The organism is Bradyrhizobium sp. S3.2.6 (assembly GCF_040546885.1).
GTDB classification, from domain to species: Bacteria; Pseudomonadota; Alphaproteobacteria; order Rhizobiales; family Xanthobacteraceae; genus Bradyrhizobium; species Bradyrhizobium cytisi.
Map to the genome: position 1 here is coordinate 204,898 of NZ_JBEPOS010000001.1, position 24,346 is coordinate 229,243.

Annotated in this window: 23 protein-coding genes; 17 read left to right on the plus strand and 6 right to left on the minus strand. The window is 64.0% G+C overall.

Features of this window, described 5'->3' with window-relative positions:
* Positions 1-6: 6 nt before the first annotated feature.
* The 11 genes from ABID58_RS00990 to ABID58_RS01040 all read left to right on the plus strand — a co-directional run bounded on the left by ABID58_RS00990 (position 7) and on the right by ABID58_RS01040 (position 11,584).
* Positions 7-321: an ArsR/SmtB family transcription factor gene (locus tag ABID58_RS00990; RefSeq protein ID WP_354031206.1), complete on the plus strand. Its 315-nt coding sequence runs from the start codon at positions 7-9 to the stop codon at positions 319-321.
* On the plus strand, positions 318-668 hold the full coding sequence (locus tag ABID58_RS00995; RefSeq protein WP_354031207.1) for an SRPBCC family protein: 351 nt from the start codon (positions 318-320) through the stop codon (positions 666-668). Before ABID58_RS00990 ends, ABID58_RS00995 begins: the two co-directional genes overlap by 4 nt.
* Before the next feature lie 40 nt (positions 669-708).
* Positions 709-1,311, plus strand: a complete 603-nt coding sequence (locus ABID58_RS01000; RefSeq protein WP_148752769.1) for an ATP-dependent Clp protease proteolytic subunit — start codon at positions 709-711, stop codon at positions 1,309-1,311.
* A gap of 393 nt (positions 1,312-1,704) precedes the next feature.
* Complete coding sequence (locus ABID58_RS01005; protein ID WP_027535364.1) at positions 1,705-2,043, plus strand: P-II family nitrogen regulator; 339 nt, start codon at positions 1,705-1,707, stop codon at positions 2,041-2,043.
* A gap of 38 nt (positions 2,044-2,081) precedes the next feature.
* Positions 2,082-3,530: an ammonium transporter gene (locus ABID58_RS01010; RefSeq protein WP_148752768.1), complete on the plus strand. Its 1,449-nt coding sequence runs from the start codon at positions 2,082-2,084 to the stop codon at positions 3,528-3,530.
* Between the two features lie 221 nt (positions 3,531-3,751).
* Positions 3,752-4,156 carry a GFA family protein gene (locus ABID58_RS01015; protein WP_354031208.1) on the plus strand — a complete coding sequence of 135 codons (405 nt, stop codon included), beginning with the start codon at positions 3,752-3,754 and terminating at the stop codon, positions 4,154-4,156.
* A 305-nt stretch (positions 4,157-4,461) separates the two neighbouring features.
* The gene (locus ABID58_RS01020) at positions 4,462-5,676 is read left to right on the plus strand and encodes an aminotransferase class I/II-fold pyridoxal phosphate-dependent enzyme (RefSeq protein ID WP_354031209.1); all 1,215 of its coding nucleotides are present in this window, start codon (positions 4,462-4,464) and stop codon (positions 5,674-5,676) included.
* A gap of 8 nt (positions 5,677-5,684) precedes the next feature.
* On the plus strand, positions 5,685-8,156 hold the full coding sequence (locus tag ABID58_RS01025; RefSeq protein WP_354031210.1) for a DNA translocase FtsK: 2,472 nt from the start codon (positions 5,685-5,687) through the stop codon (positions 8,154-8,156).
* A 152-nt stretch (positions 8,157-8,308) separates the two neighbouring features.
* Positions 8,309-9,067 carry an outer membrane lipoprotein carrier protein LolA gene (locus ABID58_RS01030; protein ID WP_148752835.1) on the plus strand — a complete coding sequence of 253 codons (759 nt, stop codon included), beginning with the start codon at positions 8,309-8,311 and terminating at the stop codon, positions 9,065-9,067.
* Positions 9,068-9,195: 128 nt separating this feature from the next.
* Positions 9,196-10,011: an exodeoxyribonuclease III gene (gene xth / locus ABID58_RS01035; RefSeq protein ID WP_148752764.1), complete on the plus strand. Its 816-nt coding sequence runs from the start codon at positions 9,196-9,198 to the stop codon at positions 10,009-10,011.
* Between the two features lie 97 nt (positions 10,012-10,108).
* Entirely contained in the window at positions 10,109-11,584 is a 1,476-nt protein-coding gene (locus ABID58_RS01040) for a hypothetical protein (protein ID WP_354031211.1), read from the plus strand.
* A gap of 42 nt (positions 11,585-11,626) precedes the next feature.
* Here the strand turns inward: ABID58_RS01040 and ABID58_RS01045 are convergent, their stop codons facing one another.
* Both ABID58_RS01045 and ABID58_RS01050 read right to left on the minus strand, forming a co-directional pair.
* Complete coding sequence (locus ABID58_RS01045) at positions 11,627-12,070, minus strand: cyclic nucleotide-binding domain-containing protein (protein ID WP_148752762.1); 444 nt, start codon at positions 12,068-12,070, stop codon at positions 11,627-11,629.
* Positions 12,071-12,128: 58 nt separating this feature from the next.
* Positions 12,129-12,815 (minus strand): response regulator transcription factor, encoded by a 687-nt coding sequence (locus tag ABID58_RS01050; RefSeq protein ID WP_007598630.1) that lies wholly within the window; start codon positions 12,813-12,815, stop codon positions 12,129-12,131.
* Between the two features lie 202 nt (positions 12,816-13,017).
* Between ABID58_RS01050 and ABID58_RS01055 the strand changes: the two genes are divergently transcribed.
* Entirely contained in the window at positions 13,018-13,587 is a 570-nt protein-coding gene (locus ABID58_RS01055; RefSeq protein ID WP_502916376.1) for a L,D-transpeptidase family protein, read from the plus strand.
* Positions 13,588-13,593: 6 nt separating this feature from the next.
* Entirely contained in the window at positions 13,594-14,367 is a 774-nt protein-coding gene (locus ABID58_RS01060) for a 2-keto-4-pentenoate hydratase (RefSeq protein WP_354031212.1), read from the plus strand.
* Between the two features lie 139 nt (positions 14,368-14,506).
* On the opposite strand, the gene ABID58_RS01065 is transcribed toward ABID58_RS01060, so the two are convergent.
* Entirely contained in the window at positions 14,507-15,196 is a 690-nt protein-coding gene (locus ABID58_RS01065) for a YggS family pyridoxal phosphate-dependent enzyme (protein ID WP_354031213.1), read from the minus strand.
* A gap of 104 nt (positions 15,197-15,300) precedes the next feature.
* On the opposite strand from ABID58_RS01065, the gene ABID58_RS01070 reads away from it, so the two are divergent.
* The 4 genes from ABID58_RS01070 to holA all read left to right on the plus strand — a co-directional run bounded on the left by ABID58_RS01070 (position 15,301) and on the right by holA (position 21,503).
* Positions 15,301-16,998 carry a diguanylate cyclase domain-containing protein gene (locus tag ABID58_RS01070; RefSeq protein WP_354031214.1) on the plus strand — a complete coding sequence of 566 codons (1,698 nt, stop codon included), beginning with the start codon at positions 15,301-15,303 and terminating at the stop codon, positions 16,996-16,998.
* Between the two features lie 257 nt (positions 16,999-17,255).
* Positions 17,256-19,907 (plus strand): leucine--tRNA ligase, encoded by a 2,652-nt coding sequence (gene leuS, locus ABID58_RS01075; RefSeq protein WP_354031215.1) that lies wholly within the window; start codon positions 17,256-17,258, stop codon positions 19,905-19,907.
* Entirely contained in the window at positions 19,894-20,445 is a 552-nt protein-coding gene (locus ABID58_RS01080) for a hypothetical protein (protein WP_354031216.1), read from the plus strand. The genes leuS and ABID58_RS01080 overlap by 14 nt, the downstream gene beginning before the upstream one ends.
* A 29-nt stretch (positions 20,446-20,474) precedes the next feature.
* A complete protein-coding gene (holA, locus tag ABID58_RS01085) occupies positions 20,475-21,503 on the plus strand; it encodes a DNA polymerase III subunit delta (protein WP_354031217.1) in 1,029 nt (342 codons plus the stop codon).
* A gap of 147 nt (positions 21,504-21,650) precedes the next feature.
* Here the strand turns inward: holA and ABID58_RS01090 are convergent, their stop codons facing one another.
* The 3 genes from ABID58_RS01090 to rsmG all read right to left on the minus strand — a co-directional run bounded on the left by ABID58_RS01090 (position 21,651) and on the right by rsmG (position 24,236).
* Positions 21,651-22,538: a ParB/RepB/Spo0J family partition protein gene (locus tag ABID58_RS01090; RefSeq protein ID WP_354031218.1), complete on the minus strand. Its 888-nt coding sequence runs from the start codon at positions 22,536-22,538 to the stop codon at positions 21,651-21,653.
* Between the two features lie 146 nt (positions 22,539-22,684).
* On the minus strand, positions 22,685-23,539 hold the full coding sequence (locus ABID58_RS01095; protein ID WP_354031219.1) for a ParA family protein: 855 nt from the start codon (positions 23,537-23,539) through the stop codon (positions 22,685-22,687).
* A 25-nt stretch (positions 23,540-23,564) separates the two neighbouring features.
* The gene (rsmG, locus tag ABID58_RS01100) at positions 23,565-24,236 is read right to left on the minus strand and encodes a 16S rRNA (guanine(527)-N(7))-methyltransferase RsmG (protein WP_354031658.1); all 672 of its coding nucleotides are present in this window, start codon (positions 24,234-24,236) and stop codon (positions 23,565-23,567) included.
* Between the last annotated feature and the right edge of the window lie 110 nt (positions 24,237-24,346).

A 24,346-nucleotide genomic window follows, 5' to 3' on the forward strand; every position in this document is an offset into this window, starting at 1 on the left:
TTGGTCATGATCGAAGCCAACATCTTCAAGGCGCTGGCCGACCCGACGCGCCGAAAAGTCTTTGAGAAGCTCGCTGGCGGAAGCCTGAATGCCAGCGCTTTGCGCGACGGTCTGGAGATCAGCCAGCCGGCGATGTCGCAGCACCTTTCAGTGCTGCGCGAGGCAGGCCTCGTGCGCGAGCAGCGGCAGGGCCGCTTTGTGAATTACGCAGTCGACCCGGACGGAATTGTCGCCATCGGGGCATGGCTAGCGCGCTACCGCGCCTACTGGCCGAAGCGCATGGAAACACTCGCCGATCTCTTGAAGGATATGGATCAATGAGCGACGCAGCAAAGCCTGATCCCTCCGACGCAGAACTTGTGCTCGAATATGACTTCGAAGCACCGCCGGCAAAGGTCTGGCGCGCCGTGACCATTCCGGCCTTGCGCGAGCGCTGGCTGCCGGATTGCGACCTTGCGGGCGCCGAGCCGGAATCAACGATCGCAGGCGAAGAGGTGCGCTATCGGCTTCGTGATTCAGAGCCGCCGTTTCGCGAGAGCCACGTCATCTTCAGGATCGAGCCGAACGAAGACGGCGGCACCCGCTTCCGCATCATTCAGCAGGCCTGCGATGTAACGCTGCCGCAGCCGGCCAACAGCAATTGCTGCCTGATGCGCGCGGCGGCCTAACAACAAAAGACTTCATCACCTGCAGACATGGAGGTCGCCGATGCGCGACATGCTTCAGCTCGTCCCTATGGTTGTCGAACAATCCGCCCGCGGCGAACGATCCTTCGACATCTATTCGCGGCTCCTGCGCGAGCGCATCATCTTCCTCAACGGCGAGGTCAATGATGCGATGTCGGGACTGGTCTGCGCGCAGCTGCTGTTCCTGGAGGCGGAGAATCCGAACAGGCCGATCAATCTCTACATCAACTCCTATGGCGGCGTGGTCACCAGTGGCCTCGCCATGTACGACACCATGCAGTTCGTCAAGGCGCCGGTTCATACGCTGTGCATGGGCACTGCGCGCTCGATGGGGTCGTTCCTGCTGATGGCCGGCGAGCCCGGTCACCGCGCCGCGCTGCCCAATGCGAGCCTTCACGTGCACCAGCCGCTCGGCGGCTTCCAGGGCCAGGCGTCCGACATCCTGATCCATGCCAACGAAATGCAGGAAACCAAGCGGCGCATCACCCGGCTCTACGCGCAGCATTGCGGGCGCTCCGAGGCGGAGGTGGAACGGACCCTGGACCGCGACCACTTCATGACCGCGCAGCAGGGGGTCGAATGGGGATTGATCGACCGGGTCTTTGCGGAGCGCGAGCCGGCCTGACGGTCCAGGTCGGTTGCGCGTATCCCGTGAGCATGCCGCGAGCCGCTTCGATATTTCACAGCATGGCGACGCCCTTCCGCCAGCATCTTCTGTAGTCAGTTACCTCTCAGCTGCCCGACGCGTGAGCAGCAAATGTGTCGACAGCCTGTCATGCCTGCTTTTTGATCAGGCCTGACCAGGGATTGAGCGCGACGTAATGGCGCACTGCACCGCAATGCCCGCCAAACGCGAAAAGCCCCGCTTTCATAGTCCGTTAGGCAAGCCGCCCGATCTGGCACGGCATTTGATTCTAACGGTCCCGGCTGTGCCCGCGTAGTGAACTTCTCCCTCGTGGCGAACCAGTCGAGAAACGCCCGGCCACGTCCGGACCGGGCCCAAGCGGGGATAGGACCCATGAAAATTGTTATGGCGATTATCAAGCCATTCAAGCTGGAAGAAGTCCGTGACGCCCTGACCGCCATTGGCGTTCACGGTCTCACGGTGACGGAAGTCAAGGGATATGGCCGCCAGAAAGGCCATACGGAAATCTACCGCGGCGCCGAATATGCCGTGAGCTTCCTGCCCAAGATCAAGATCGAAGTCGCTGTCGCCTCCGAGCAGGTCGACAAGACCATCGACGCCATCACCTCGGCTGCGAAAACCGGACAGATCGGCGACGGCAAGATCTTCGTCATCAACCTCGACCATGCGGTCCGCATCCGCACCGGCGAGGCCGACGCCGCGGCCCTTTGATTTCGCGCTCAACCAAAATTCAATCAGGAGTAAATGAAATGACGTTTAAGCGTCCCTATGGCGCGGGATTGGCGGCTCTCGCAGTCGGCCTGTTCGCTGCGACCGCAGCCTATGCCGAGCCAACGGTCAACAAGGGGGATAACGCCTGGATGCTGACATCGACAGTGCTCGTGCTGTTGATGACGATCCCGGGTCTCGCGCTGTTCTACGGCGGCCTCGTTCGTTCCAAGAACATGCTCTCGGTCCTGATGCAGGTGTTCTACACCGTCTGCATCGTCACCGTGATCTGGGCCGTGTACGGCTACAGCCTCGCCTTCACCGGCGGCTCCGACTTCATCGGCGGCTTCTCCAAGGCCTTCATGATGGGCGTCACCACCGACTCGAAGGCCGCGACCTTCTCGGTAGACGCCAACATCTCGGAGCTCGTCTATGTGTGCTTCCAGATGACGTTCGCGGCGATCACGCCCGCCCTCATCGTCGGCGCCTTCGCCGAGCGCATGAAGTTCTCGGCGATCGCCCTGTTCATCCCGCTCTGGGTCACGCTGATCTACTTCCCGATCGCGCACATGGTCTGGTACTGGCCCGGCCCGGACGCGATCCAGGATGCAGCCAAGGCTCTCGCTGCCGCGGCTGATGGCGCAGCGAAGACTGCGGCTCAGGCCAAGCTCGACGAGATCAACGCCGACGCCGGCTGGATCTTCAAGAAGGGCGCGATCGACTTCGCTGGCGGCACCGTGGTGCACATCAACGCCGGCATCGCAGGTCTCGTCGGCGCGCTTCTGATCGGCAAGCGCACCGGCTACGGCAAGGAGCTGATGGCTCCGCACTCGCTGACCATGTCGATGATCGGTGCCTCGCTGCTCTGGGTTGGCTGGTTCGGCTTCAACGCCGGCTCCAACCTGGAGGCCAACGGCGGCGCAGCCCTCGCCATGACCAACTCCTTCGTCGCCACCGCAGCCGCCGCGCTGTCGTGGATGTTCGCGGAGTGGATCGTGAAGGGTCATCCGTCGGTGCTCGGCATCATCTCCGGCGCTGTCGCGGGTCTCGTGGCCGTCACGCCTGCCGCCGGCTTCTCCGGCGTGATGGGTGCGATCGTCCTCGGCCTCGTGGTCGGCGTGGTCTGCCTGTTCTTCTGCACCGTGGTGAAGAACGCGCTCGGCTATGATGACTCGCTCGACGTGTTCGGCGTGCACTGCATCGGCGGCATCATCGGCGCCCTCGGCACCGGCATCCTGGTCAATCCGGCTCTCGGTGGCGCGGGCATCATCGACTACACCGCGATCCCGCCCAAGGTTGCCGATTACGACTTCGCGGCGCAGATGATCTCCCAGATCGAAGCCGTCTGCACCACGCTGGTGTGGTCGGGCGTCGGTTCGGCGATCCTCTACAAGGTCGTCGATGTGATCGTTGGCCTCCGCGCCAATGTCGAGAGCGAGCGTGAAGGTCTCGACATCACCGACCACACCGAGCGCGCCTACAACATGTAACCAGTCCTCCCGGACGCGATCTCTCCTCGGGGATCGCGTCCACAACTACGGTTTGGGCACATACCCGGCAATGCCCCGACCGTTGAGGGGCTCCAGCGCAAGTTGGAGCCCCTTTTTTCTGGCGGGATTCTTTTTGACTGCGCAAGGAAGAAAAGGATTGCCATTCCAGATTGCCGGCGCAGAAATAACGGCCGCAACGAACAACAAAACGGGAGGTCGTCATGCGTTTGGAAGGCGGATGCTATTGCGGCGAAGTGCGCTACGTGGCCGAGGGCGATCCGATGATGCAGGCCCAGTGTCACTGCCGCGAGTGCCAGTACATTTCGGGCGGCGCGCCCAACACCTTCATCGCGATGCCGGGGGCCGGCTTTAGCTACATCACCGGCCACCCCAAGCAGTTCACCCGCAAGGATCTGGAGCGCGCCGTCACCCGTGAATTCTGCGCCGAATGCGGCACGCATCTGGTGACGAAGGTTCCGGGCCTGCCGGCCGCGATCCTCAAGGTCGGCACGCTGGACGAGCCGAAACAGTTCCATCCCCAGATGGCGATCTACACCTGCGACAAGCAGGAGTTCCACGCGATCCCCGCGGGCATGGCGACGTTCGAGAAGCTGCCAGCGCACTGAACGGGCCTATGTCGGGAAACTCGTCATGCCCGGGCTTGTCCCGGGCATCCACGTTCTTGGTGCGGCAGGAAAGGCCGTGGATGGCCGGGACTAAGCCCGGCCATGACGTCGCGTCCGTGTGACGAGAAGCGGGGGCCCTGAGCACCATGCATCCCGTTGTTATCCGGCCTCATTATTCCCGCTCTGGACGGGTCGGCCTGCCGATGGTTAATCGCGTCTTAACCTCGCCCTATCTATGGTGAACTGAACCGCTTTCCCGCCGGCATATCCATGTGCCGGCCGTTCCAAGAGTGCTGGCGCCCAGAATGGCTATGACCGCTTCATCCCGTGCGCCGCTAGCCGGTGGAAGCTCCGACGACGAACGCTCGCCCTTCGTCCGGCTGAACGAGCTGTTGGCGCCGCACCAGCCTGGCAAGCCTTTGATTTCGCTCGCAGTCGGCGAACCCCAGCATCCGGTGCCTGACTTCGTCGGTCCGGTGCTGGCCAAGCACATCGCCGATTTCGGCCGTTACCCGATGAACCAGGGCACCGAGCCGTTCCGCCAGGCGGCGGGCGCCTGGTTGTCGTCGCGCTTCAAGCTGCCGCGACCGCTCGACCCCAAGAGCGAGATTCTCGTCCTCAATGGCAGCCGAGAGGGGCTGTTCCTCGCCGCGATCGCAGCAGCGCGCTATGTCGGCCCGCGTCCAGGCAAGCCCGCCATCCTGATGCCGAACCCGTTCTATCCGGTCTATGGCGCCGGGGCCGGCGCAGCGGCCTGCGAGCCGGTCTATCTGCCGACCACCATCGAAAACGGCTTCCTGCCCGATCTCGACGCCATCGACGAAGCGACGCTCGCGCGCACGGTGGCGTTCTATCTGGCGTCACCCGCCAATCCGCAGGGCTCGGTCGCGTCGCGCGATTATTTCACGCGCCTGAAGAGCCTCGCCGATCGCTACAACTTCGTGATCCTCAGCGACGAGTGTTACTCCGAGATCTACACCCGGGAAGCACCGGGCAGTGCGCTCGAATGCGCGGGCCCCGATTTCACCCGCGTGGTCGCGTTCCAGTCGCTGTCGAAGCGCTCCAACCTGCCGGGCCTGCGGGTCGGCTTCGCTGCCGGCGACAAGAAGTTGATCGGCATGTTCCTGGAGCTGCGCAACATCGCGGCGCCGCAGGTGCCGGTGCCGCTTCAGCATGTCGCGACCGTTGCCTATGGCGACGAGGCGCATGTCGAGGAGAACCGCAGGCTCTACCGGATCAAGTTCGATCTCGCCGACCAGATCATCGGCAATCGTTACGGCTATCGCCGGCCCGACGCCGGTTTCTGCGTCTGGCTCAATACGTCCGAGATCGGCGACGATGTCTCCGTGACTCTCAGGCTTTTCAGGGAAGCCGGCGTGCGCGTGGTGCCCGGTTCCTATCTGGCGCGGCGTCAGCCCGACGGCTTCAATCCCGGTGCCGGCTACATTCGCCTGGCGCTGGTGCAGGATAGTGAGACCACGGCGCAGGCGCTGCACCGGCTGGTCGAAACTCTGGGTTAGGCGGGCCCATGAGCATGTCGGCAATCGAACGTGTCATTCCCCTGGTCGGCCATCTGCCGCCCTCGATCCGCGAGGCGCTGAGCCGGCGCGTGCGCGAGCTCACCGGCTTCGGCCTGATCACGCTCTCGGGCGTCGCGTCCGCCGCGCTGATGACCTGGTCGGTGCAGGACCCGAGCCTCAGCCACGCGACCTCGCGGCCGATCCACAACGTTCTCGGCTATGCCGGCGCCATCGGCGCCGACCTCGCGATGCAGATCCTCGGCCTCGGCGCGATCATGCTGATCCTGACGGTTGCGGTGTGGGGCTGGCGCATGATGACCCATCGCCCATTCGATCGCGAGGCGCTGCGGCTCGGCTGCTGGATTCTCTGCACCGTGATCGCGGCAGGCTTTGTCAGCTGCTGGCCGCATGGTGGCGCCTGGCCGCTGCCGACCGGGCTTGGCGGCGTGGTCGGCGATGCGCTGGTGCGCGCACCCGCGGTGATCTTCGGGCCGCCCGGCGCAATCTATCGCATGGTGCTCGGAATCATCCTGTTCGTCGCGCTGGCTGCGACCTTCCTGATCGCCTGCGGGCTCGGCGCACGCGAGCATGACGAAGAGCTCGCGGAGATCGAGGACGACGACAAGCCGCTCGACGGAGACGAGGAGAGCGATCGTGGCTCGGTGTCGCTGGGCTGGCTGTTCCACGCGCTGATGAGCACCAAGGCGCGGTTGATCTGGCTATTCGGCGCGGCCTATCGCTCGCTGGTCTCGAGCGGATCGAAGACCAAGGCAGTTTCGTTCAGCCGGCAGGAACCCAATCTCGGCGGCCGCGCCGCGCCCCCGATCTCACCGCAGTCCGCGGACGAGGATTACGACCACGAGCACGAAGAAGAGGAAGACGAGGAGGAGGAAGGGGAAGCGCCCGCGCGCGCGTCGCGCAAGAAGGCTACACCGAAACCCGCGTCCAGGAAATCCTCCGACAAGTTCGAGCTACCGTCCGTGTCCGTTCTGGCTGCGCCCAAGGCCGGCGATCGCCAGCCGCTCAGCAAGGCCGAGCTGGAAGCCAATTCGCGTGCGCTCGAGGGCGTGCTGCAGGATTTCGGCGTGCGCGGCGAGATCGTGAAGGCCAATCCAGGTCCGGTCGTCACGCTGTACGAGCTCGAACCGGCACCCGGCATCAAGTCGTCGCGCGTGATCGGGCTAGCCGACGACATCGCGCGTTCGATGAGCGCATTGTCTGCGCGCGTCGCCGTCGTTCCCGGTCGCAATGCCATCGGCATCGAGCTGCCGAACGCGCATCGTGAAAAGGTCTATCTGCGCGAGCTGCTGGTTGCCAAGGAGACCATCGACACGGTTGCAAAACTGCCGCTCTGCCTCGGCAAGACCATTGGCGGCGATCCCGTCATCATCGACCTCGCGCGCACGCCGCACATGCTGATCGCCGGTACCACCGGCTCCGGCAAGTCGGTCGCGATCAACACCATGATCCTCAGCCTGGTCTATCGGCTGCGCCCGGATCAGTGCCGGCTGATCATGGTCGATCCGAAGATGCTCGAACTCTCCGTCTATGACGGCATTCCCCATCTGCTCACTCCCGTCGTGACCGATCCGAAGAAGGCGGTGGTCGCGTTGAAATGGGCCGTGCGCGAGATGGAAGAGCGCTACAAGAACATGGCCAAGCTCGGTGTGCGCAACATCGACGGCTACAACACGCGCCTGGGCGAGTTGAAAGCCAAGGGCGAAGAGCCGACGCGTACCGTGCATACCGGCTTCGACAAGGAAACCGGCAAGGCGATCTACGAGGAAGAGAAGCTCTCGCTCGACCCGCTGCCCTACATCGTCATCATCGTCGACGAAATGGCCGACCTGATGATGGTCGCCGGCAAGGACATCGAAGGCGCCGTTCAACGTCTCGCGCAGATGGCGCGCGCCGCCGGCCTGCATGTGATCCTCGCGACGCAGCGTCCGTCGGTCGACGTCATCACCGGCACCATCAAGGCGAACTTCCCGACCCGCATCGCCTTCCAGGTCACCTCGAAGATCGACAGCCGCACCATTTTGGGCGAGATGGGCGCCGAGCAGCTGCTCGGCCAGGGCGACATGCTCTACATGGCCGGCGGCGGCCGCATCAGCCGCGTGCACGGCCCCTTTGCCTCGGACGAGGAAGTCGAGAAGGTGGTGCGCCACCTCAAGACGCAGGGCCAGCCGGAATATCTGGAAGCGGTCACGGCCGAAGAGCCGACCGAGGACGAGGACGGCGCCGTGTTCGACGCCAGCGGCATGGGCGCGGATGGTGGCGGCGACCTGTTCCAGCAGGCCGTTGCCATCGTCAAGCGCGACCGCAAGGCCTCGACCAGCTACATCCAGCGCCGCCTGCAAATCGGGTATAATCGCGCCGCATCGCTGATGGAGCGCATGGAACTGGAAGGCATCGTCGGACCCGCCAATCACGCCGGCAAGCGCGAGATTCTGGTCGAGGAAGAAGACAGCCATATGTGAGGCAAGCCGCCTCAAAGTCCTATTTCACGCAAAAACGTTATCTGCTTTTGCCCGAAATCACGCTAAAACGACGCCCAGCCACACAGGACGACGCGTTGACCCAACATCCGGACATTCGATTCGCCGCCTCTTTCGCTGCGCGCAGCGCGCGCGTGGCGGGCGTGCTTCTCGTCACCGCCGCGATGGTGACCGCGGCGTCGTTTGCACAGACCGTGCCCGTGCCGAAACCCGCGCCGAAGGGCCGCGACGCTGCTCCGCCCTCGGGCGGACCGTCGATCACGGGCGCGACGCAGGCGCCACCGAATCCGGTCATTCCCGATCCGCGCCGCAACGTACCTAGCAGCATCTTCCAGACCTTCGATGCGAACCAGAAGGCGCAGGCGGCCAAGGTCAGCGCCTATCTGTCCTCGCTGTCGACGCTGGTCGGGAATTTCGTCCAGGTCGGCCCCGACGGCAGCAAGACGCAGGGCGATTTCTACATCCAGAAGCCCGGCAAGATGCGCGTCGAATATGATCCGCCGAGCCCGATCGACATCGTTGCCGATGGATCCTCCCTCGTGGTGCGGGACCGCAAGCTCGCGACGCAGGACGTCTATCCGCTGTCACAGACACCGCTCCGCTTCCTGCTATCCGATCGCATCGACCTGATGAAGGACACCAACGTCGTCAGTGTCACAGCCGACGACCTCTTCATCAGCGTCACCATCGAGGAGAAGCAGGCGCTGGTCGGCACCAGTCGCCTCTTGCTGATGCTCGGCGCCAAGGACGGCCAGTTGAAGCAATGGACGGTGACCGATCCTCAGGGCTACGACACCACATTCGCGGTTTATAATCTGGACACGAGCAAGAAGCTCGATCCCAGTATGTTCAAGATCGACTTCACCAATTACAGCGTGCCGTCACCGGGGTAAATCCCGTGGTGCCGTAGGGTAGGCAAAGCGAAGCGTGCCCACCATTCGATCCAAACCCAGAAAAGACGGTGGGCACGGCGCTTTGCGCCTTTGCCCACCCTACGAGAGCTTGCTAAGACGCAATTCTCATGCGTCTTTCCCTGACAACCTGGAACATCAATTCGGTGCGGCTGCGCATCGATCTGGTCGCGAAGCTTCTCAAGAGCGAGCGGCCGGACGTGCTGTGCCTCCAGGAGACCAAGTGCATCGACGACGCCTTTCCACTGAAGCGCTTCAAGCGGCTCGGCTACGAGCACGTCGCGTTGAACGGGCAGAAGGGCTATCACGGCGTCGCCATCGTCTCGAAGATTCCGTTTGAGTCCACGGACATCCGGACCTTCTGCGACAAGCTGGATTCGCGTCATATCTCGGTGTCGTTCGGCGAGAAGGCCAACATTGCAAAGCCGCTGGTGCTGCACAATTTCTACGTGCCCGCCGGCGGTGACATTCCGGACCCCGCGCAGAACGAGAAATTCGACCACAAGCTCCGCTTTCTCGATGAGATGAAGGCGTGCGAACCGCTGCATCCGCGCGGAGAGGATCGCCACATCCTGGTCGGCGATCTCAACGTCGCGCCGCACGAGAACGACGTGTGGTCGCACAAGCAGCTCCTGAAGATCGTCTCGCACACGCCGATCGAAACCGAAAAGCTGCAGGCCGCACTGCGCGCCGGCGAATGGGTCGACGTCGCGCGCGACCGCATCCCGCCGTCGGAAAAGGTCTATACGTGGTGGAGCTACCGTTCCGCCGACTGGACCGTCGGCGACCGCGGCCGCAGGCTCGACCACATCTGGGTCTCGCGCGCGCTGAAGGACGCTGTCAGCGATTTCAAAATCCTGCGTGATGCGCGAAGCTGGGAGCGACCGTCTGATCACGTGCCGGTGACGGTGACGCTGGACGTTTAGGCCTTCGGAGACGAGGATGGGCACGCTCGCGCCGTCAGAGCACTCAGAACCACCGGTTCGCGCATGGTGGAATTCGCGTTTCGTCGTGCCGGGATTGATGTTGCTGAGCACGATGCCCTTCTGGTTCGTGCACACGCCGCCGCTGATCGATTTCCTGGCCCATATCGGCCGCTACCATTTGCAGCTGCATCTGGCGGACTCGCCGGCGCTCCAGCAGAACTGGGATTTTCACTGGCAGCTGGTCGGCAATCTCGGCGTCGAATTGCTCATCGCTCCGCTGGCACCGATGCTCGGCGTCGAACGCGCCGCCTGGCTGATTGCGCTGGCGCTTCCGCTCCTCATGATCTCTGCGATCGGGCGTATCAGCCGGGCGCTGCATGGGGAGCTTACGCCTTTTGCCCTCGCGGCCGCATGGTTCGCGATGTCCTATCCGTTCCAGCTCGGATTCGTGAATTATTGGCTTGGCTGCTCGCTCGCGTTTCACGTTTTCGCATCCTGGGTCGAGACGACAGGGAAGAATGGCTCGGTGCTGCGCGCCGCGCTGTTCGCTGCGGCCGCCTCTCTGGTCTGGCTTGCCCACGCTTATGGCTGGGTCGTTCTGGTCGTCCTCGTCGGTGCCTTTGAGCTCTGCCGCGGCTGGAATCGCGCCCCGGCAGCGTGGCCTTCCATGGTGATGGTCATCTTGCGACGCGCCTGGCCCATCATGATTCCTGCCGTGCTCATGATTGTCTGGCGGCAAGGCAATGGCGCCGCCTTGACGGGTCATTTCTTCGACATCGGCACGAAGATCCTTGGACTGGTATGGACGCTGCGCGACCAGAATGTCTGGCTGGATACGCTGAGCCTGCTGTTGGCGATTGGCCTGCTGTACTTTGGAATCCGCAGCCGCGCCGTTAGGGTGAACCCGCCACTGCTGGTCGGAGCAGCGAGCTTCCTCGTGCTGATCCTGCTGATGCCGGGCGAGATGTTCGGCGCGGTCTATGCCGATGTCCGGCTGTGGCCCATCTTTTTCATGATCGGCCTCACCGCCATCGCGCCCACCGACGGCATGCAGCGCGGCTCCGCCGTCATTGCCGGCACGGCGCTGACGGTTTTTGCGATACGGATCGTCGCCATGGCTGTCGGATTTGCGGCCTATGATTCCGGTTACGCGCAACATTTGCAGGCCCTGAAGGACGTCCCGCGCGGCGCGAGCATCGCGGTCCTGACCAGGCCGCCGACCTGCGAGCAATGGCGCGCACCGCGTGTCGCGCATCTGGGGTCGCTCGCCATCGTCCGGCGGGACGCCTTCGTCAATTCGCAATGGGATGCATCGGGTGGTCAACAGCTGCTGACACCCCTCCGTGCGCGCGGCACCGCGTTCAACGCAGATCCGTCTCAGTACATCGAGGTCGTCCCAGGCGACTGCGACGGCGATCTGAGCACTACGCTTGCGCAAAGGATCGCGCAGATTCCGCGCGATCGCTTCGACTATGTCTGGTTGCTCGACGTCGATGCGTCGCACCTGGCGGTCATGCCGGGACTGCGGCGGCTTTACCAGGACGACCGCAGCGCGCTGTATGAATTCGACTGAGGATGAAATCTGCGGGGCAGGGCCCGGCGAAATCCGCCGCGCTCAAGTGCTCAGCTTCGCACCGGCCATCAAGATATCGCTCGCGATCTGGCTGGAGCGAACCGCGAACTCGTCGCGAAGGCGGAGTGCGGCGGGAGGGTCGCTTTCGAGCACGCGCTGAAACAGGCTGCGCGCGACGCGGATGACGGAGGAATGCTCCAGCGCAACCGCGCCCGAGGGCCGCTTCATCGGCACGACCAGCGCGAGCTCGCCGATCAGCGTGCCGGGACCTGCGATCATCTCGGCGCCGGCGCCGTCATCGACGCGAAAGGCGCCGCGCTGGACCACGAAGCCGGCGTCGGCATCGTCGCCGAGATTGAACAGGATGTCGCCGCGGACGAAGTCACGCTGCTCGGAGCCGATCGCCAGCATGCGCAACGAGGCGTCTCCCAACAGGCGCAGTGTCGGGACCCGCTCGAGCAGCGCTACGTCGTCGTCGATTGACATTCAGATCCGAGGCTCAAGGGCACGCGATCTAAAACGATTCGCACGCCCCCCAAGCGTATCACGGCACCAGCTTGTAGCCACCGGCTTCCGTCACCAGGATCTCCGGATTGGCGGCGTCCTTCTCGATCTTCTGGCGGAGACGGTAGATGTGGGTTTCCAGCGTGTGGGTGGTGACGCCGGAATTGTAGCCCCAGACCTCTTGGAGCAGGGTCTCGCGTGAGACCGGCATCTGGCCGGCCCGGTACAGGAAGCGCAGGATCGCCGTTTCCTTCTCGGTGAGGCGGACCTTGCGCGCATTGGCGGCGGTCAGCATCTTGGAGCCGGGGCGGAAAGAGTAGGGGCCGACCGAGAACACCGCGTCCTCGCTGGCCTCGTGCTGGCGCAGCTGGGCGCGAATGCGGGCCAGCAGCACGGCAAAGCGGAACGGCTTGGCCACATAATCGTTCGCGCCGGATTCCAGCCCTAAAATCGTGTCGGAATCGGTATCATGCCCCGTCAGCATGATGATCGGCGCCTTGAAGCCGCCCTTGCGCAGCGAGCGGACAACTTCGCGACCGTCGGTGTCGGGAAGGCCGACATCCATCAGCACGAGATCGGGGGCGTTGGCCTTTGCGGCGCTGGCGCCCTTGGCGCCAGTGTCGACGGCTGAGGCTTCAAATTCTTCGTGTAGCGATAGTTGCTCCACCAACGTGTCGCGCAGATCGGTATCGTCATCCACGATCAGGATCTTGCGGGCATTGGCCATAGGGGATCATCCTTTTGGGGTCGACCGGGCGCGCATGCATGCCGCACCCAGCCGTGATGGGAAGTTTAAAGGTTGCCGTTTTTATTGTTGTTCGTGTTGAAGTAGTGGGCTGTTACCGATTCACAAGCCGGAATTACTCTAACCCAGAATAGCAGGGCGGACTGATGAATGTCCTGTAATGAATTCGACACTGCCCGTTCACATGAAAAATGACGCCAGTTCAAGCGCTTATCTTATGAATCGACGCTCCCGGCAGCTCTCGGCGATCCGCGTTAAGCCTGCCGCCGGCAATCCGCGGCGGGGCTGGCTGACAGCCGGACAGCTGACGATTCCGGTGGCGCTGGGCCGCGGCGGCATTCTGGCCAACAAGCGCGAGGGCGACGGTGGCACCCCCAGGGGCCATTTTCGGCCCCGACGGTTGTGGTGGCGGGGCGACCGGCACAGCCGGCCGCAGACTTTTTTACCGGCGCGAACCATCGGCGACACCGACGCCTGGTGCGAAGATCCCGGCGATCGCCACTACAACCAGTGGATCCGGCGCGGGGAGGGCGAGGGCGGCGACCGGCTCAAGCGCGCCGACCAGCTCTATGACTTCATCATCGAAATCGACCACAACACCCGGCCGCGCATCGCCGGCCGCGGCAGTGCGGTGTTCCTGCATCTGGCGCGCGACAATTTCGGCCCGACCGCGGGCTGCGTCTCCATGACCAAGGCGGCGATGCTGCAACTGCTGCGGCTGATAGGACCAAGAACAAAAATCATCATCGGGTGAGGACACATGCTCGACCAGGATCAGATCGCCGCCGCCTCGCAGGTCCTCGTCCAGCATTGGCGTGACGGCAGCAAGCTTGACGCGCTCGAGACGCGGCTGCGGCCGCAGAGCCGCACTGACGGTTACGCCGTGCAGGCCGCGCTTGGCGATCGAGTGTTCGGCTGGAAGATCGCCGCGACGAGCGAGGCCGGACAGAAGCACATCAATGTCGCAGGCCCGCTCGCTGGTCGCATCATGCGCGACACTGTCATCGCCGATGGCGGCACCGCATCGATGAAGGGCAACGCGATGCGCGTCGGCGAGCCGGAATTCTGCTTCCGCATGGGACGCGACCTGGCGCCGCGACCGGTGCCTTACAGTATCGACGAGGTGCTTGCCGCCGTCGACACGCTGCATCCCGCGATCGAGATCCCCGATTCGCGCTTCGCCGATTTTGCCAGCGTCGGCGAGGCGCAGCTGATCGCCGACAATGCCTGCGCGCATCTGTTCGTGCTGGGTGCCGCGACATCAGCCAATTGGCGCGCGATGGATCTCGTCGAAGAGCGGCCGCAGATCACGTTGCGCGGCGAGCGCTATGTCGGTCACGGCAAGAACGTGCTCGGCGATCCCCGTGTTGCACTGACCTGGCTCGCCAACGAGCTGCGCGGACTCGGCATCACCTTGCGGGCAGGGGAGGTGGTGACGACAGGCACGTGCCATCCGCCACTGCCGATCCAGGCCGGCGATCACTTTGCGGTGGATTTCGGCGTGCTGGGGAAGGTGTCGGTGAGGTTTGCGTAGGTGCGGCGTACTCCGCCGTCGTTGCGAGCGCAGCGAAGCATTCCAGAATCTTTCCGCGGAGGGACTCTGGATTGCTTCGCTGCGCTCGCAATGACGAATGAGAGAGCTCGTGTTGGCTCCCGGCCCTCGCCAACGGCTATCACCGATGCCCGAAGATCGCGCTTCCCACGCGCACATGGGTGGCGCCGAGCATGATCGCGGTCGCATAATCCGCACTCATGCCCATCGACAAATTCTGCAAGCCATTGCGCGCGGCGATCTTGGCGGTCAGCGCGAAATGCGCCGCCGGCGGCTCCTCCACTGGCGGGATGCACATCAGGCCGGAGATCGTCAGCCCGTAGGTGTCGCGACAGCTCGCGAGGAAGGCGTCGGCCTCGCCGGGCGCGACGCCGGCTTTCTGCGCCTCCTCGCCGGTGTTGATCTGGACGAAGAGTTGCGGGTGCTTGTTCTGGGATTCGATTTCTTTGGCTAACGCCTGGCAAATGCTCGGACGGTCGACCGAATGGATGGCATCGAACAGCGCCACCGCCTCTTTCGCCTTGTTGGATTGCAGCGGCCCGATCAGATGCAGCGCGATGTCGGAGTAAACAGACGTTAACGCCGGCCACTTGCCTTTGGCCTCCTGCACGCGATTCTCGCCGAATACGCGCTGTCCGGCGCCGATAACGGGGATAATTGCATCTGCCGCGAAAGTCTTGGACACCGCGATCAGCGTCACGGAGGCACGATCGCGCCGCGCATCCTTGCAGGCGCGTGCAATCTCCGCTTCGACCGCGGCGAGCGCGCTTGGTGAATCGCCGGTTACCGGCGCGGCATTGGCTTCTGTCATGACGTCGATCAACTGCAGGAGTAACGGAGGTAGTTCCAATTTTACCAAGTTCAAGAAAGAGTTTTTGAACCCTTCGCTTTACCTTGCCCGCGGGGGCAGCGAAGATGGCAAACGTTAGTTTCAACCGCAAACGAGCAAAACTCAAGCAGGTCCTCGGCATCAGGGCCCGGCTTGCGTTGCTCGCGGTGATTCTGGTCGCGCCCTTGATGCTCGAGCGCATTCGTTCGCTCGAGGACACCCGCACCAAGCAGATTGCGCAGGCCACGGCCGAGTTCACCACGGTGGCACGGCATAGCGCCGACGCGCAACGCGAAGTGATCTCGTCGGTCGAGACCATCCTGAAATCGGAAGCCTTCATCCGCGCCTCCGCCGGCGGCGTCAGCAAGAGCTGCGACGTGCTGCGCGCGAGCCTGCCGACGAGCCTTCCCTGGATTCGCACGCTCCTGATCGCCGGCCAGGACGGCCGCATCCAGTGCGCGACCAACAATATGTATGTCGGCCTCGATCTCTCCGACCGGCCGTATTTCCAGCTGGCGCAGGAGACCGGCCGCTTCGTGCTGTCCGACTTCATCCTGTCGCGGCCCGTGCAGTCGCCGACCGTCATGGCGGTCTATCCGGTCTCCGCGTTCAGCGGCGTTGCCGATGCCGTCGTGCTCGCAACCGTCAACCTCGACTGGATGTCGAAGGTCATGAACAATCTCGGCGGCCGCGCCGGCATCACGGCGGTGCTGGTCGACAGCGCCGGCACCGTGCTGGCTGCGCCCGCCGACCAGCACAGCGCGGTCGGACGTCCGCTCGACAACATGCCGCTGATGTCGGCGATCGCCGACATGGCCTTGCGCTCCGACCAGGACGAAGGCTCGTTGTCGTTCCTCGCCGCCGATGGCTCACGCCGCGCGGTCAGCTACACCCGCATCGCCGGCACCAATGCCCGCCTGATCGCCAGCATCGACGAGGACAAGGTATCCGCGGCGGTCAGCCGCGACATCCGCACCGCCTATCTCCAGCTCGCCTTCGTCGTCGTGTTCGTGTTGCTCGGCGCGCTGATCGCCGCCGAGAAGCTGGTGATCAAGCCAATCGAGATGCTCGCGGACATGGCCAAGCGTCTCGGCGAGGGCGACCTGTCGGCCCGCGCGGCGCGCAACCGGCTGCCCTCCGAATTCGTGCCGCTGGCGCGCGCCTTCAACGCGATGGCCGCCCAGCTCAGCCAGCGCGAGCGCGAGCTGATCGCGAGCAACGACCGGCTGACGGTGATGGCCTCGATCGACATGCTGTCGGGACTTGCCAACCGCCGCGGCTTCCAGAGCCGGCTCGACTTCGAATGGATGCGCGCGCAGCAATATGGCAGCGAGCTCGCGCTGTTGATGATCGACGTCGATCATTTCAAGCTGTTCAACGACACCTACGGCCATCTCGAAGGCGATTCGTGCCTGACCCGGCTCGGCGAGTCGCTGTCCGGCATCGCGGGCGACACGATGGGCTTTGCGGCGCGCTATGGCGGCGAAGAATTCTGCCTGCTGCTGCCGAACACCGACGTGATGCGCGCGGTCGAGATCGGAGAACAAGTCCGCGCGGCAGTGCTGAAGCTTTGCCTGCCGCACATCACCTCCGCCCACATGGTGGTCACGGTGTCGATCGGCGTTGCGGCGACACGGCCGAACGAGGCCTTGCGTCCGGGCGACCTGATCGAAGCTGCTGACGCTGCGCTCTACGCCGCCAAGCATCGCGGCCGCAACAAGGTCGTCGAGCACGGCATTCTGCGGATCGAGGGCAGCCCCGCTGGAATCGCGATGGCGGGCTAGCGGTTATTGTTTGAGCATGATCTTTTCGGAAAACCGCTGCACACTTTTCCGGATCATGCTCTAGCCCACAGCCTCGGCGCGATCGAGCTCGCTCTCCGCACCCACCCCTTAATCCGATCCCAATCCCCTCATCCGCACTTTTGCGGAACAGCATTGCGGGGCATAGCGTCCAGCGGCAACCCATTGACCGCCCGAGGACTTCTATGGCCTAGTCCGGCCAATTCAGCCGGCCGAAACCACGAAAACGCAACGATTCCATGACCTCCGAACGCTATAACGCCCGTGACGCCGAACCGCGCTGGCAACGCCAATGGGACGAACAGGCGATCTTCGTCTCGAAGAATGACGATTCGCGGCCGAAATATTATGTGCTGGAGATGTTCCCCTACCCGTCCGGGCGCATCCATATCGGCCATGTCCGCAACTACACGCTTGGCGACGTGCTGGCCCGCTTCATGCGCGCCAAGGGCTTCAACGTGCTGCACCCGATGGGCTGGGACGCCTTCGGCCTGCCGGCCGAGAACGCCGCCATCGAGCGCAAGGTTGCTCCGAAAGCCTGGACCTACGACAACATCGCCGCGATGAAGAAGCAGCTCCGCTCGATCGGGCTGTCGCTGGACTGGTCGCGCGAATTCGCGACCTGCGATCCCGGCTACTACAAGCATCAGCAGAAGATGTTTCTGGACATGCTGGCCGCAGGTCTCGCCGAGCGCGAGAAGCGCAAGCTGAACTGGGACCCGGTCGACATGACCGTGCTCGCCAACGAGCAGGTGATCGACGGCCGCGGCTGGCGTTCAGGTGCTGTTGTCGAACAGCGGGAAATGAGCCAGTGGGTCTTCAAGATCACGAAGTACGCGCAGGAATTGCTGTCCGCGCTGGACGGGCTCGACCGCTGGCCCGACAAGGTGCGGCTGATGCAGCGCAACTGGATCGGCCGCTCTGAAGGCCTGCTGATCCGCTTCGCGTTGGATGAGGTGACCACGCCTGCCGGCGAGAGCGAGCTGAAGATCTTCACGACGCGCCCCGACACGCTGTTCGGCGCGAAATTCATGGCGATCTCGTCGGATCATCCGCTGGCGCAGGCCGCAGCCGCGAAGGACCCCGAGCTTGCGCGGTTCATTGCCGACATCAAGAAGATCGGCACCGCGCAGGAGATCATCGACACCGCGGAGAAGCAGGGTTTCGATACCGGCATCCGCGCGGTGCATCCGTTCGATCCGAGCTGGAAGCTGCCGGTCTATGTCGCCAACTTCGTGCTGATGGAATACGGCACCGGCGCGATCTTCGGCTGCCCCGCGCATGACCAGCGCGACCTCGATTTCGTCAACAAGTACAATCTCGGCAACACGCCGGTGGTGTGCCCCGAGGGCCAGGATCCCAAGACATTCGTCATATCAGACACGGCCTATGACGGTGACGGCAGCATGATCAATTCGCGCTTCCTCGATGGCATGACCATCGAGCAGGCGAAGGAGGAAGTTGCAAAACGCCTGGAAAGCGAGCTGCGCGGCAACACGCCGGTCGGTGAGCGTCAGGTCAATTTCTGCCTGCGCGACTGGGGCATTTCGCGCCAGCGCTATTGGGGCTGCCCGATTCCCGTCATCCACTGTCCGACGTGCGACGTGGTGCCGGTCCCGGATGCCGACCTGCCGGTGGTGCTGCCGGAGGATGTGAGCTTCGACAAGCCGGGCAACGCGCTCGATCATCACCCGACCTGGAAGCACGTCACCTGCCCGAAATGCGGGGCTAAGGCGTTGCGCGAAACCGACACCATGGACACCTTCGTGGATTCGTCCTGGTATTTTGCGCGCTTCACCGATCCCTGGAACGAGAACGCGCCGACGACCCCTGCGGTCGCCAACCGGATGCTGCCGGTCGACCAGTATATCGGCGGCGTCGAGCACGCGATCCTGCATCTGCTCTACAGCCGCTTCTTCACCCGCGCCATGAAGGCGACCGGGCACATCGCGCTGGACGAGCCGTTCGCCGGCATGTTCACGCAAGGCATGGTGGTGCACGAGACCTACCAGAAGGTCGACGGCACCTGGGTGCAGCCGGCCGAGGTGAAGGTCGAGGTTGGCGGCAACGGACGCCGCGCGACGCTGCTTGCGACCGGCGAGGACATCCAGATCGGCGCGATCGAGAAGATGTCGAAGTCGAAGAAGAATACGGTCGACCCCGACGACATCATCGCGACCTACGGCGCCGATGTCGCCCGCTGGTTCATGCTGTCGGACTCTCCGCCCGACCGCGACGTGATCTGGAGCGACGAGCGCGTCCAGGGCGCCTCGCGCTTCGTGCAGCGGCTGTGGCGGCTGGTGAACGACTCGGTGGAACTCGGCAAGATCGCGCCGGCGACCCGGCCGGCCGCCTTCGGTCCGGACGCGGCCGCCTTGCGCAAGGCCGCCCACGGCGCGCTCGACAAGGTCACGACCGGCGTCGAGCGGCTCCACTTCAACGTCTGCCTCGCCCATATCCGTGAATTCACGAATACGTTCTCGGAGGTGCTGCAGCGCCCCGGCCAGCCAGCCGCTGACCTCACTCCAGATTTGGCTTGGGCAATCCGGGAAGCCAGCCAGATCCTGGTTCAGCTGTTCTCCCCGATGATGCCGCACCTGGCCGAGGAGTGCTGGCAAGTCTTGTTTCAAAATGGTCTGGGCCAGCCCGGGCTGGTTTCCGAGGCCAATTGGCCGCAAATCGAACGCGATTTGCTGGTCGAAGACAGCGTGACGCTTGTGGTTCAGGTCAACGGCAAGAAGCGGGGCGAGGTCACGGTTGCAACAGCGGCCCAGAATCCGGAAATCGAGGCTGCCGCTTTGACCCTCGATGCTGTAAAGCTGGCGCTGGACGGCAAGCCCGTCCGCAAGGTGATCATCGTCCCCAAGAGGATCGTGAATGTTGTCGGCTAGGATCCGTATCGCAGCCCGCTTGCTGGCGGTCGCCGCATTGGCGGCGCTGACGGCTGGCTGTTTCCAGCCGATGTATGCCGAGCATACCGACGGCACCCCCGGCTTGCGTGAGAAGCTGATGGGCGTCGAGCTGCCGCCGATCGACAAGGCGAACGCCTCCCGCGAAGCCCGGGTCGGGGTCGAGGTCCGCAACGCGCTGGCGTTCAAGCTCTACGGCTCGGCCACGGGCATGCCGCCGACCCACCGCCTGGTGATCCGCTTCACCTCCAGCAAGTCGTCCCTGATCGTCGATCCCGCCACCGGCCTGCCGAACAGCGAGAATTACGGCATCGACTGCCAGTACAATCTGATCGAGGTCGTGACCGGCAAGTCGGTGATGACCGGCACGACGTTCTCGCGCGTGTCCTACGACATGCCCGGCTCCTACCAGCGCTTCGCCCGCAACCGCGCGGTGCGTGATGCCGAGGATCGTGCCGCCAACGAGATCGCCGAGAACATCAACACCCGGCTCGCCGCGTTCTTCACCGCAGGCACTTGAGCTTGCTTCCTGGCATGACGATCTAGGTCATGGTCGCACTGCGCGGAAAAGAGATCGATGCCTTCCTCGCCCGCCCCGATGCGGGCCGCCCGATCATCCTGCTCTATGGTCCCGATGCCGGCCTCGTGCGCGAGCGCGCCGATGCGCTGATCGCCTCTGGGGTCGATGATCCCAATGATCCATTCTCGCTGGTCAAGCTCGATGGCGACGAGCTCTCCGCCGAGCCTTCGCGCCTGGTCGACGAGGCCATGACCGTGCCGCTGTTCGGCGGTCGCCGCGCCATTCGCATCCGCGCCGGCTCGCGCAGCTTTGCCAGCGGCGTCGACACGCTGGCTGAGATGCCGGTGAAGGATTGCCGCATCGTGATCGAGGCCGGCGAGCTGCGCCCGGAGTCCCCGCTGCGCAAGGCCTGCGAGAAGGCGAAGACCGCCGTGGCGATCGGCTGCTATCCCGACACCGAGCGCGACCTGGCAAAACTGATGGAGGATGAGCTCCGCATCGCCAATTTGCGTATCGCCCAGGATGCCCGCGCCGCGCTGATGTCGTTCCTCGGCGGCGACCGCCAGGCCTCGCGCAACGAGCTGCGCAAGCTCACGCTCTACGCCCACGGCAAAGGCGAGATCACGCTGGATGACGTGATGTCGGTCGTCGCCGACGCGTCCGAGCTGAAGCTCGATCCGATCGTCGACGGCGCCTTCGCCGGCCGGCCCGATATCGTCGAGACCGAATTCGCAAAGGCCATGATCGCCGGCACCTATCCCGGCGTAATCATCTCGGCGGCACAGCGCCAGGCGGCATGGCTGCACAAATCCGCGCTCGCGATTGCCGACGGCACGCCGGCCTCCGCCGTGCTCGACGGCGGATATCCGCGGCTGCATTTTTCACGAAAGCCTGCGGTCGAAACCGCGCTGCGCAATTTCAGCGTGGCAAGGCTCGCCGGCATCATCGAGCAGCTCGCAACCGCCGCGCTCGACACCCGCAAGCAATCGACGCTGGCCGCCGCCATCGCCCAGCGCACGCTGATGGCTATCGCCGCGAACGCGAAGCGGCGGGGCTAATTAGGACCGCGCTCTCTCCCCGTCATTGCGAGGAGCTCTTGCGACGAAGCAATCCAGAATCCGTCCGCGGAGAGATTCTGGATTGCCTCGCTTCGCTCGCAATGACGAGTGGGGAGAGTTGGGCGTCCTACCAACATTGAAGGTGAATTACAGCGCGCCCTTCGCCAGCCGCTTCATCACCTCGTCGAGCTGATCGAGGTTGCGGTAGCTGATCTGGACCGAGCCGCCGGGATCGCGATGACTGACGGTAACCTTGAGGCCGAGCGCGTCGCTGACACGCTTCTCCAGATCGATCGTATCAGGGTCCTTTTCCTTGCCGCCGGTGGCGCGGGCCTTTTGCGGCTTGCGCTCCGGCACGCCCTCTTCATGCGCGAGCGCTTCAGCCTGGCGGACGTTGAGGCCCTCAGCGACGATGCGCTTGGCGGCGGCGAGCGGATCGGGCACGCCGATCAGCGCGCGGGCGTGACCGGCGGTTAGCTCGCCGGTCGCGATGAAGGCCTGCACCTCGGCCGGCAGTTTTGTCAGTCGCATCATGTTGGCGACGTGGCTGCGGCTCTTGCCGACGACTCTTGCGATGTCGTCCTGGCTGCGTTTGAACTCATTGGCGAGTGCGTGATAGCCCTGCGCCTCTTCCATCGGGTTGAGGTCTTCGCGCTGCACGTTCTCGACGATCGCGAACTCCAGCGCATCGCTGTCGCTGATGTCGACCGGCACGATCGGCACTTCATGCAGGCCGGCCATCTGCGAGGCGCGCCAGCGCCGTTCACCGGCGATGATCTCGAAGCGATCCTGCGCGCCCTTCACGGGGCGCACCACGATCGGCTGGATCACGCCGTGCTGCTTGATGGACTCGGAGAGCTCCTTGAGCTCGGTGTCCGAAAAGGTGCGGCGCGGATTGCGCGGATTGGCCTTGATGAATTCGATCGGCACCTTGCGCTGCGCGCGCGGACGGTCGACGTGCTGAGCTTCGCCGCCGACGTCACCGATCAGACTCGCAAGACCTCGGCCCAATCGCGAACGTGCTTCGTCGGCCATCGCCAGCTCCCTTGGATTCACGCTGCAGCACTCCAGAACTGAATTTCGAATCGCAGGGCGGGTTAGCGAAGCGTAACCCACCATTGGTTTGTTCGCGGCGGCAGAATGGTGGGTTACGCCTTCGGCTAACCCACCCTACGGCAACGTCAGTGCGTCGTCCGCAGCTCGCGCTCGCGCTGGATCACTTCGGTGGCGAGCCGCAAGTACGCTTCGCTGCCGACGCATTTGAGATCGTAGACCAGCACCGGCTTGCCGTAGGACGGCGCTTCCGAGATGCGCACGTTGCGCGGGATCATGGTCTTGTAGACCTTCTCGCCCATGAACTGGCGGACGTCGGCGACGACCTGGTTCGAGAGGTTGTTGCGCGAGTCGAACATGGTCAGCACGATGCCGTGGATCGACAGGTTCGGGTTGAGCGTCGAGCGCACCTGCTCCACCGTCTGCAGCAATTGCGACAGACCTTCGAGCGCGAAGAATTCGCATTGCAGCGGCACCAGGATCGCATCCGACGCAGCCATCGCGTTGACCGTGAGCAGGTTGAGCGACGGAGGGCAGTCGATCAACACGTAGGTGTAGTCGGCCTCCGGCGAGACGTTGTTGTTGAGCGCGCCGATCGCGTCGCGCAGCTTGAAGGCGCGGCCGGGCGTGGTGCCAAGCTCGAGCTCGAGGCCCGAGAGATCCATGGTCGAGGGCGCGATGTGCAGCCGCGGCACCGCGGTCGAGACCACCGCTTCGCGCAAGCTGGATTCGCCGATCAGCACGTCATAGGTCGAGCACGAGCGGTTGCGGCGATCGATGCCGAGACCGGTCGAGGCGTTACCCTGCGGATCGAGATCGACGATCAAAACGCGCTCGCCGATCGCTGCGAGCGCCGTGCCGAGATTGATCGCTGTGGTTGTTTTCCCCACTCCGCCCTTCTGATTCGCCAGCGCCAGGATGCGCGGGGGACCATGCGGGACCTCGGCGGTCTGGTCTTGCTGCGGCTCGTCAATCACGGTCATCGAAATTTCCCCAACCCCTGAACGTTCACCCGCGCCGTTCGACTGAAGTCAGCTCGACGATCCAACCGTCACCGGTCCGGCTTTGGTAGAGCTGCGGCTGAATATTCCAATATTTAGCGGCGTCGGTCAATTCAGCCTCTACATCTTGACCCTTGAGAAACAGCGCTTTTGCACCCTGGCGCATCAGCGGCTCCGCAAAGCCGATGAGCTGATGTAGCGGAGCCAGCGCACGGGCGGTGACGCAATCGACGGGGCCGGTGATTCTATCCACATTATCCCCGATCTCAGCGAGATGTACGACCCCCGGAGATGCGGTGACGCGAACGGCTTCGCGCAAAAAGGCGGCCTTCTTGGCGATCCGCTCGACGAGATGGACGCTGGCGCCCAATGTCCCCGCCATGGCGCAGGCCAGCACGACGCCGGGAAAGCCGCCACCGCTGCCGAGATCGGCCCAGCGTTTAGCTGACGGCGCGAGATCCAGGAGCTGAAGCGAGTCGGCGATATGCCGGGTCCAGAGCTGCGGCAGAGTCGAGGGCGCGACCAGATTGGTCTTGGCCTGCCATTCCCGCAACAGGGCGATGTAGCGATCGAGCCGCACCTCCGTTTCATGTGAAACGGGCGCGAGCTTCAACGCCTCACGCTTGTCGGCGGCGATGACGGCGTCGAGCGCCTGATCGTTGGCGTTGGCCTTGTCGATCTTCGGCTTGGTCGATGCCGGCTCGGATCGACGAGCCGCGCCCTCACCTGCTCCGGATCGTCGGGTTAGCGGTTTGTCCCCGCCCGGTCCGCGCTGTTTCACGTGAAACG

Excerpts from the sequence above, each read along its gene's own strand:
- ABID58_RS01020 (WP_354031209.1), top strand. The coding sequence starts at position 4,462 with ATGGCTATGACCGCTTCATCCCGTGCGCCGCTAGCCGGTGGAAGCTCC.
- ABID58_RS01080 (WP_354031216.1), top strand. The coding sequence starts at position 19,894 with ATGTTGTCGGCTAGGATCCGTATCGCAGCCCGCTTGCTGGCGGTCGCC.
- holA (WP_354031217.1), top strand. The coding sequence starts at position 20,475 with ATGGTCGCACTGCGCGGAAAAGAGATCGATGCCTTCCTCGCCCGCCCC.
- ABID58_RS01000 (WP_148752769.1), top strand. The coding sequence starts at position 709 with ATGCGCGACATGCTTCAGCTCGTCCCTATGGTTGTCGAACAATCCGCC.
- ABID58_RS01055 (WP_502916376.1), top strand. The coding sequence starts at position 13,018 with ATGAAAAATGACGCCAGTTCAAGCGCTTATCTTATGAATCGACGCTCC.
- ABID58_RS01060 (WP_354031212.1), top strand. The coding sequence starts at position 13,594 with ATGCTCGACCAGGATCAGATCGCCGCCGCCTCGCAGGTCCTCGTCCAG.
- leuS (WP_354031215.1), top strand. The coding sequence starts at position 17,256 with ATGACCTCCGAACGCTATAACGCCCGTGACGCCGAACCGCGCTGGCAA.
- ABID58_RS01070 (WP_354031214.1), top strand. The coding sequence starts at position 15,301 with ATGGCAAACGTTAGTTTCAACCGCAAACGAGCAAAACTCAAGCAGGTC.
- ABID58_RS01095 (WP_354031219.1), bottom strand. The coding sequence starts at position 23,539 with ATGACCGTGATTGACGAGCCGCAGCAAGACCAGACCGCCGAGGTCCCG.
- ABID58_RS00990 (WP_354031206.1), top strand. The coding sequence starts at position 7 with ATGATCGAAGCCAACATCTTCAAGGCGCTGGCCGACCCGACGCGCCGA.
- ABID58_RS01050 (WP_007598630.1), bottom strand. The coding sequence starts at position 12,815 with ATGGCCAATGCCCGCAAGATCCTGATCGTGGATGACGATACCGATCTG.
- ABID58_RS01065 (WP_354031213.1), bottom strand. The coding sequence starts at position 15,196 with ATGACAGAAGCCAATGCCGCGCCGGTAACCGGCGATTCACCAAGCGCG.
- ABID58_RS01005 (WP_027535364.1), top strand. The coding sequence starts at position 1,705 with ATGAAAATTGTTATGGCGATTATCAAGCCATTCAAGCTGGAAGAAGTC.
- ABID58_RS01045 (WP_148752762.1), bottom strand. The coding sequence starts at position 12,070 with ATGTCAATCGACGACGACGTAGCGCTGCTCGAGCGGGTCCCGACACTG.
- ABID58_RS01025 (WP_354031210.1), top strand. The coding sequence starts at position 5,685 with ATGAGCATGTCGGCAATCGAACGTGTCATTCCCCTGGTCGGCCATCTG.
- ABID58_RS00995 (WP_354031207.1), top strand. The coding sequence starts at position 318 with ATGAGCGACGCAGCAAAGCCTGATCCCTCCGACGCAGAACTTGTGCTC.
- xth (WP_148752764.1), top strand. The coding sequence starts at position 9,196 with ATGCGTCTTTCCCTGACAACCTGGAACATCAATTCGGTGCGGCTGCGC.
- ABID58_RS01040 (WP_354031211.1), top strand. The coding sequence starts at position 10,109 with ATGTTGCTGAGCACGATGCCCTTCTGGTTCGTGCACACGCCGCCGCTG.
- ABID58_RS01090 (WP_354031218.1), bottom strand. The coding sequence starts at position 22,538 with ATGGCCGACGAAGCACGTTCGCGATTGGGCCGAGGTCTTGCGAGTCTG.
- ABID58_RS01010 (WP_148752768.1), top strand. The coding sequence starts at position 2,082 with ATGACGTTTAAGCGTCCCTATGGCGCGGGATTGGCGGCTCTCGCAGTC.
- ABID58_RS01015 (WP_354031208.1), top strand. The coding sequence starts at position 3,752 with ATGCGTTTGGAAGGCGGATGCTATTGCGGCGAAGTGCGCTACGTGGCC.